Below are 8480 nucleotides of genomic sequence, written 5' to 3' on the forward strand. Positions count from 1 at the left end.
AAGAATCTTCAACATGACAAAAAACTTCATCAAACTATTCACCACAGGGATTTTATGCAGTATTTCTACGCTGACTAATGCGCAGGAAGTATTAAGTTTTCCCGGTGCTGAAGGTTTTGGAAGATTCACAACTGGCGGACGTGGTGGAAAGGTCTATCTTGTAACCCACCTGAAAGACGATAATTCTGAAGGAAGTTTAAGATTCTCTTTGAATCAAAAAGGCCCTAGATATATTGTATTTAGAACCAGTGGAACCATTTACCTGCAGTCTCCTTTAAAAATAAAAGAAGGCGATGTCACCATTGCCGGACAAACCGCTCCCGGAGATGGAATTACGATTGCCAATTATGAAACATTTGTTGCCGCAGACAATGTTATCATCCGTTTCCTGAGATTCAGAATGGGAGATCAGAAAAAGTTTGAAGGCGATGCTTTGGGAGCAAGGTTTATCAAAAATCTGATGGTAGATCATTCTTCTATGAGCTGGTCTACAGACGAAACAGTTTCTATTTATGCCAATGAAAAAACGACTCTTCAATGGTGTATCATCGCTGAAAGTCTCAGAAATTCTGTTCATCAGAAAGGAGCTCATGGCTATGGTGGAATTGCAGGAGGTAAATTCGCATCTTTTCATCATAATATCTATGCGCATCACGACAGCAGAAATCCAAGACTGGGTGAATACGCAGGAAGTAAATTTGCTCTGACAGATCTTACCGATTTCAGGAATAATCTGATCTACAATTGGGGACACAACAGCATCTACGGTGGTGAAGCAATGAACGTAAATATTGTTAATAATTATTACAAACCGGGGCCTGCAACCCTAACAAAACAAAGGATTGTCGCTATCGATAAAAATGAAAACGCTAAAACAGAAGTTTATAATATCTGGGGGAAATACTATATCAACGGAAATGTGATGGAAGGAAGCCCGGAAGTTACCAAAGATAACTGGACAGAAGGTGTTTTCAGCCAGATGAAACCAAGCTATAACTTAACAGAAAAGGATAAAAATTCCATTAAAATCAACCAATCTCATGATATTGAGAATAACATTAAAACCCATACTGCAGGCGAAGCTTACAGGAAAGTGATCAAATCCAGTGGAGCAAGCCTGGTAAGAGATGCTGTTGATCTCCATGTTTTAAAAGATATTGAAACCGGAAACTTTACTTACACAGGCTCAAAAGGAAGTAAAAATGGTATCATTGATTCACAAAATGATGCAGGCGGATTTCCTTTTTTAAAACAGACACAACCTCTCCCCGATTCGGACAACGACGGAATGCCGGATGAATGGGAAATAAAACATCATTTGAACCCAAAATCAGCCAATGCCAACGGCCGAGATCTGGATAAAAACTATGACAATATAGAGGTCTACATGAATGATATTGTCCGTACAATAACTGATGAACAAAACTAATAACCATGAAATCTCATCATCAGAAATCGGTAACAAAACAGGAAAAAGTATGAAACTCAATTTATTTAAGATAGCTATAGCAGGAGCTTTTATCAGCGCAAACCTTTCAGCACAGACTTCTGTGATTGAAACCATTAAGAAAACCCCAAAAGCTCCATTTTCTTACGCTGAACTGTCTGTAAAAGAAGGCGGAAAATGGGAAGGCAGTCAATACATTGGAGGGACTTTCAAAAATATTCAGGAGCTTACAATTCCGGAAGCCCATACCGATCATTCATCTTATATCAGATACGAAGGAATTGGTCTTGAAAATAACCAGGTTGGCTACAGACTTTATCTGGACTGGAGAAATGCTACAGATATTTTCGGTAAAAAAGTAACAGGACTCGTATTGCCGGAAGTAGGCCAAGACGGCTTTGAATCTTATCATCACGATGCTCCGTGGGGACAGGACATTCTGAAATCCGGACGTACTATTGGAATTGGTTCTTACGGCAGATATGATGAGCAGAATGATTATGTTGAAACCTTTAAAATCGTAAAAAGTACAGCGGCAAAGGTAATTAATGAAAAAAATCAGTCTTATGCTCTTATTACTTACAAAGGCTGGAAAACCTGGGGCAATGCCGTAGATCTGCAGTCAAAACTGACGATTTTTCCTAAAGACCGTTTCGTAAAAGTAGATTTGAATCTGAACAATAGTCTTTCAGGTCTTTGCACCGGAATTGTTGCCTTCAAAGATATTCCGATGAAACAGGGAATCAGCAAAAATAAAAAATGGGCTTATATTGCCACCTATGGACAGCAGACTCTTGCCAAAAAAGAAGATAATCTGGGAATGGCAGTCTTCTATCCTCTTGAAAGCTTTGACAAATATGTGAAAACAAAATCCACCCATACCATTGTTTTTAAAAAGACTAAAAATGTATCCTATTACTTTCTGGGAGCTTGGTCTCAGGAACCCAACGGCTTAACAACCGAAGAATCTTTTTACCATGATCTGGATAAAAAACTGGATATTCTCGATAAAACTCATCAACTTTAAAGTTTACAATCATGAACTTTATCAACAACTCTATTAAAATATATGCCCTGGCAGCTGTATGTTCCGGATTCTTTTTTCCTGCGCACAAAAAACACTGCAAAACACTTCACCAGAAATACAATCAGAAGCAAACAGCAAAATTTCAGCTAAGCTTCCATGGTCTCAAAGGATGCTTCTTTCTGAAATAAAAAGATTTCCGCAAGCCTGGATGCTGGATTATAACAAAGCCCCGAAATGGAGCTATCCGACCGCTATTGTACTGGAAGGAGCAGAAAGATTATACGAAAAAACAGGGAATAAAGAATATTATCAATATATCACAACCTTCGGTGATACCATGGTAAAAGAAGACGGAAGCATTGTCTCTTACGATCTTTCCAAATACAATATCGATATGCTGAATTGTGGGAACATTCTTCTTTACCTGTATCAACAGGAGAAAAAAGATAAATATTTAAAAGCCTTACAAACCCTGCGTTCTCAGATAGATGGTCAGCCAAGAACTTCAGAAGGCGGTTTCTGGCACAAGAAAATTTATCCCAACCAGATGTGGCTGGATGGCTTATACATGGGTGAACCATTTTACGCACACTACACTCACTATTTTTCAAAAGGAGAAGATGCTGAAAAAGCCTATAATGATATCATCAACCAGTTTGACCTGATTCAAAAGCATCTTTTAGACAAAAAAACAGGGTTACTCTATCACGCCTGGGACGAAAGCCGTCAACAGCAATGGGCCGACAAAAAAACAGGACTTTCACCCAATTTCTGGTCCAGAGCAATGGGCTGGTACGGAATGGCTATGGTAGATGTCTTGGACTATTTACCTCAGAATCATCCCGGAAGAGCAAAATTACTTTCCTATTTAAAATCGTATTGTGATGCCGTCATCAAAGTACAGGATTCCAAAACAGGACTTTGGTACCAGGTACTGGATAAAGGAGGAGAAAAAGGAAATTATCTGGAAGCAACGGGTTCATCAATGTTTGTATATACAATGATAAAATCTGTAAACAAAGGATATTTACCCAAAACCTATAAAGCTTATGCAAAAAAGGGATATGAAGGTATTATCAAAAACCTAATCACAGTAGATGAAAATGGTGTAGTAAGCTTAAATAAATGCTGTGCAGTGGCAGGATTAGGCGGAACACCTTACAGAAGCGGTTCTTATGAATATTACGTGAATGAAGAAGTCCGTTCCAATGATCCGAAAGGAACAGGTCCTTTTATTCTCGCTAGTCTAGAATTTGAAAAATAAAAAATTAAGAAATACTGATCCTTGTCAAGATAACTTTAATGTTTAATTGATTCTATGAAGACAAAAAGTATTGTAAATATCATTGCCATTACAGCATGTTCAGTAGCTTCTGCCTATCTTCAGGCTCAGGAAAAAAACTATATTTCCGAAGTCTGGACTGCCGATCAGAGAAAGAACTACAGGAACCCGATTTTATATGCAGATTATTCCGATCCGGACGTGATTCGTGTGGGCAGCGATTATTATATGACAGCATCCAGTTTCAATGAAACTCCGGGACTTCCTATCCTGCATTCTAAAGATATGATCAACTGGAAACTGGTCAATTACGCCATTCAGGATATCCTTCCTCTGGACCATTTCTCTACTCCGAAAAGAGGGGATGGAGTCTGGGCTCCAAGCATAAGATTCCACAAAGGAGAATTCTACATTTATTGGGGAGATCCTGACTTTGGAATTTACATGGTGAAAACCAAAGATCCGTTGGGAACCTGGGAAAAGCCGGTCTTGGTAATGGAAGGAAAAGGATTAATAGATTCATGTCCGTTCTGGGATGAAGACGGAAACGCTTACCTTGTTCATGGCTGGGCAGGAAGCAGAGCCGGAGTAAAAAGCATTCTGACTCTCAACAGAATGAATCCAGAAGGGACAAAAGTTCTGGATAAAGGCGTTCATGTTTTTGACGGCCATGATGCTCATCCTACTGTTGAAGGTCCCAAACTATATAAAAGAAATGGATACTATTACATTTTTGCTCCTGCCGGAGGTGTAGCTACAGGATGGCAGTTGGTATTGAGATCAAAAAATATTTATGGTCCTTATGATGAAAAAATAGTACTGGAACAAGGTTCAACAACCATCAACGGACCTCATCAGGGAGCGTGGGTAGATACTCCTTCCGGTGAAGACTGGTTTTATCATTTTCAGGATGTGGATGCCGGAGGAAGAATCATTCACCTGCAGCCGATGAAATGGGAAAAAGACTGGCCGGTAATGGGAACTGATCATAATAGAAACGGAATAGGCGAACCTGTTTCCACCTATAAAAAACCTGACGTTGGACAATACTACCCTATTTCTACTCCTCCGGAAACAGATGAATTTGATGGGAAAAAATTAGGATTACAGTGGCAATGGAGTGCCAATGAAAATATTGTCTGGTCAGCCAAACTTCCCGGACAAAAATTTTTAAGACTCTTTTCTATAAAAATTCCGGAAGGAGAAAAAAATCTATGGAATATCCCAAATCTTTTAACCCAAAAATTTCCAGCTCCCAATTTCGCAGCCTCCACAAAGGTGAAGTTAATTCCCGAAGATGCTAAGGAAGGAAAAACCGCAGGATTATTAATCATGGGATTAGATCATGCATCTTTGGTGATCACCAACAAACCTGACGGTTATTATCTCCAACTCAGAAAAGCGGAAAAAGCAGATAAAGGAGGAGAAGAAAAAATACTATTTGAAACTCAGTTAAAAAGTAACGAAGTCTACCTGAAAGTGAATGTAAATGAACCTAATGGCTCATGCCAGTTCAGCTACAGCGAAAACGGTAAAGATTTCATTAAGGCAGGTGAAATTTTCCAGGCAAAACCAGGAAAATGGATTGGGGCAAAAGTAGGTCTGTACAGCATCAGCACAACAAAAGCCCCACGCGGAGGATATGCCGATTTTGATTGGTTTAGAATGACTAAGAAATAATAAAAATGCATGCTAATTAAGCAGTTTTAAAGTAGCATAATCATCTACAAAAGAATAAAGTAATGTTGGAAAACGCAAAGGCGCAATGAGATATCAGAATATAAATAATTATAAGAACGCAAAGATTTTATCTCCGATAAAATTGAATACCACCTATGCTAAACAAAAAGAGCCTTCACACCCTTGCTGAAAATCTTCCATTGAGCGAAGTCGAAATGTTCTTGCACCTTAAAATACATCCAACGTTTTAAAAACCTTTGCGATAACCCAATAAAAAGTCATGAAAAAAAGCATATACAAAACCGTTTCATTTTTATTCAGCGTAATTCTGTTATCAGCATGCCAATCTCAGGATAATGCAAAAAAAACAATATCAAAACAGAATAAAAAGTAACGCATATCTACCTTATCGGAGACTCCACAATGGCCGATTACACGGGAGACTATGATCCAGGAAAAGATTATATGAAAGTACGGTATCCCATCACAGGTTGGGGACAGGTTTTTCAGCCTTTCTTTGCAAAGGATAGCATTGCAACTCTGAGGCCAGCTATCACAACAGATTCAGTAGTTGTTGTTGACAGAGCTCATGGTGGAAGAAGTACCAGAACTTTTTTTCAGGAAGGAAGATGGCGTTATGTATATGAGCACCTTCAACCCAATGATTATGTGATCATGCAGTTCGGGCATAATGACGGTTCAGAAAAGCATCCGGAGCGCTATGTGAATATTCAGGGATATAAAGAATTTCTAAGATTATTTGTTTCCCAGACAAAACAAAAAGGCGGAAATCCTGTTATTGTAACTCCTGTAGCAAGAAATTATCCCTGGAAAGACGGGAAACTTGAAAATGTACACGGTGAATACTGGCAGGCTCCTATTGATATTGCTAAAGAAATGAACGTTCCTTATATTGATTTAAACAAATTATCCATGGAATATTTTACCAAAAAAGGACAGGATTTTACTACCAGTCATTATTTTATGAATCTTCCGGAAAATACGTATGAAGCCTATCCTAAAGGGCAGAAAGACAATACCCATTTTCAGCCTGAGGGAGCAAAGATAGTTGCCTCACTGGTCTATCAGGAATTTAAAAATATAATTAAAACTCAAAAAAAATAACATGAAGAAGTCACTTACCATTATCAGTTTAGCAGTAACCATGATGTTTTCCGGGCATGCCTATGCTCAGAATCTGGATATTTATAAAAACATTGAGTTTACAATGCCTCAGGTTGTGGAAACCTCTTTTCCTGCCAATATCGTTTCTATCACACAATTTGGTGGAGTTTCAGGGGGAAATGTAAAAAATACACAGGCATTCAAAAAAGCAATCGATGACCTCAGCAAAAAAGGAGGTGGAAAACTGATTGTTCCCAGAGGAATGTGGCTCACCGGGCCTATTGAACTGAAAAGTAATATCAATCTTCACGTAGAAGAAGGTGCTTTCATTATTTTCAGCAAAGATAAAAATGATTATCCCCTGGTAGATGTAAGTTTTGAAGGCTTAAATACAACTCGTTGCCAATCGCCTATTTCAGCAAAAAATGCAACCAATATCGCTATCACAGGAAAAGGAGTCATTGATGGAAGCGGAGATGCCTGGAGAGCCATCAAAAAAAGCAAAGTAGCAGAATCTGAATGGAAAGAAATCATCAAATCCGGTGGAATATTATCTTCCGACGGCAAAACATGGTACCCTTCAGAAAGCTATAAAAAAGGATTTGAAAGCAGCTCAAGCTTCAATGTTCCTGATAAGATTTCAAAAGACGAACTGAACACGGTAAAAGACTTTCTGCGTCCGGTGATGGTGAGTCTGGTGGGTTGTGACAAAGTTTTGTTGGATGGTCCTACTTTCCAGAATTCCCCGGCGTGGAATCTTCATCCCCTGATGTGCTCCAATCTGATTTTAAGAAACCTTACCGTAAGAAATCCATGGTTTTCTCAAAACGGTGACGGTGTAGATCTTGAATCCTGTAAAAATGTACTTATTTATGATAATACATTTGATGTGGGTGATGATGCGATCTGTATTAAATCAGGGAAAAATGAAGACGGCAGAAAAAGAGGAATGCCTACCGAAAATGTTATCATCAAAAACAATATCGTTTATCATGGTCATGGAGGATTTGTTGTAGGAAGCGAAATGTCCGGCGGTGCAAGAAATATTCATGTTTCCGACTGTACTTTTATCGGGACAGATATCGGACTTCGTTTTAAAACCACCCGTGGAAGAGGTGGAATTGTTGAAAATATTTACATCAAAAATATTGATATGATTAATATTCCGACACAGACGATTGGTTTTAATATGTTCTACGAAGGTTCTTCTCCGGTTTTAGAAGACGGACAGAAACAGGAAGGAAACAAAACGCCTGAAAAAGTATATCCCGTAACAGAAGAAACTCCGATTTTCAGAAATATTTTCTTTAAAAACATCAATGCAGTCAACTCTTACGAAGCGATTACCTTGTTTGGGCTTTCCGAAATGAATCTTAAAAACATTGTGATTGAAGATTCAAAATTCGATACCAAAAAAGCATTGACAATTGTAGATGCAGATGGAATTCAATTAAAGAATGTAACCCTGAAATATACGGAAGGAACAGGAGCAACGGTTTATAACAGTAAAAACATTAATCTGTCTACCGTAAAATTTGAATCGCCAGCCAAACCTTATATCAAAGTCTTAGGAAACAAAACCGGAGCTGTTGCAGTACCTAAAGATTTACTATCTGATAAAAGCACAGTTTCTGTAGGAACCGAGGTAGCTAAGAACTCAGTAAAATAGTTGATTATCGCAAAGACTCAAAAGATTAAATTAACAGCGCTTTTAAGACACAAAGATTTTATCTTCAATACAATTGAAAGCCTATCATCTTGCTGAAAATCTTTGATTTTCTTGCGTCTTGAAAATAATATACATCATTATCATTTTGCGCCCTTTAGTTTGTATTATAAAGTTTTTTGAATTACGTAAATTAACTTTATAGTATTAATTAATCCACAAGAAACAGGGTGAATCATTAAGCGCCAAAGGT

The 8480-nt window shown here is 38.2% G+C and carries 6 protein-coding genes; all 6 read left to right on the forward strand.

All coding sequences use genetic code 11. The annotated features are described in order from the left end of the window. Positions 1-13: 13 nt before the first annotated feature. Entirely contained in the window at positions 14-1429 is a 1416-nt protein-coding gene (locus tag BOQ62_RS00490) for a polysaccharide lyase family 1 protein (protein ID WP_129036506.1), read from the forward strand. Further along, a complete protein-coding gene (locus BOQ62_RS00495; RefSeq protein WP_228413483.1) occupies positions 1416-2474 on the forward strand; it encodes a DUF4861 family protein in 1059 nt (352 codons plus the stop codon). The genes BOQ62_RS00490 and BOQ62_RS00495 overlap by 14 nt, the downstream gene beginning before the upstream one ends. A 58-nt stretch (positions 2475-2532) precedes the next feature. Then, positions 2533-3738, forward strand: coding sequence for a glycoside hydrolase family 105 protein (locus BOQ62_RS00500; protein ID WP_129036507.1), 1206 nt, complete (start codon positions 2533-2535; stop codon positions 3736-3738). Positions 3739-3792: 54 nt separating this feature from the next. Beyond that, positions 3793-5436: a glycoside hydrolase 43 family protein gene (locus BOQ62_RS00505; protein ID WP_129036508.1), complete on the forward strand. Its 1644-nt coding sequence runs from the start codon at positions 3793-3795 to the stop codon at positions 5434-5436. A gap of 423 nt (positions 5437-5859) precedes the next feature. Continuing rightward, positions 5860-6561, forward strand: a complete 702-nt coding sequence (locus BOQ62_RS00510; RefSeq protein ID WP_129036509.1) for a rhamnogalacturonan acetylesterase — start codon at positions 5860-5862, stop codon at positions 6559-6561. 1 nt (position 6562) lies between these two features. Further along, entirely contained in the window at positions 6563-8230 is a 1668-nt protein-coding gene (locus BOQ62_RS00515) for a glycoside hydrolase family 28 protein (protein ID WP_129036510.1), read from the forward strand. The last annotated feature ends 250 nt before the right edge of the window (positions 8231-8480 follow it).

The organism is Chryseobacterium sp. CH21 (assembly GCF_004119445.1).
In the GTDB taxonomy this organism is placed as follows: domain Bacteria; phylum Bacteroidota; class Bacteroidia; order Flavobacteriales; family Weeksellaceae; genus Chryseobacterium.

What these genes read in the sequence shown, in the direction of transcription:
- BOQ62_RS00510 (WP_129036509.1), top strand. Translation starts at nt 5,860, where the DNA reads ATGGCCGATTACACGGGAGACTATGATCCAGGAAAAGATTATATGAAA.
- BOQ62_RS00505 (WP_129036508.1), top strand. Translation starts at nt 3,793, where the DNA reads ATGAAGACAAAAAGTATTGTAAATATCATTGCCATTACAGCATGTTCA.
- BOQ62_RS00500 (WP_129036507.1), top strand. Translation starts at nt 2,533, where the DNA reads ATGTTCCGGATTCTTTTTTCCTGCGCACAAAAAACACTGCAAAACACT.
- BOQ62_RS00495 (WP_228413483.1), top strand. Translation starts at nt 1,416, where the DNA reads ATGAACAAAACTAATAACCATGAAATCTCATCATCAGAAATCGGTAAC.
- BOQ62_RS00515 (WP_129036510.1), top strand. Translation starts at nt 6,563, where the DNA reads ATGAAGAAGTCACTTACCATTATCAGTTTAGCAGTAACCATGATGTTT.
- BOQ62_RS00490 (WP_129036506.1), top strand. Translation starts at nt 14, where the DNA reads ATGACAAAAAACTTCATCAAACTATTCACCACAGGGATTTTATGCAGT.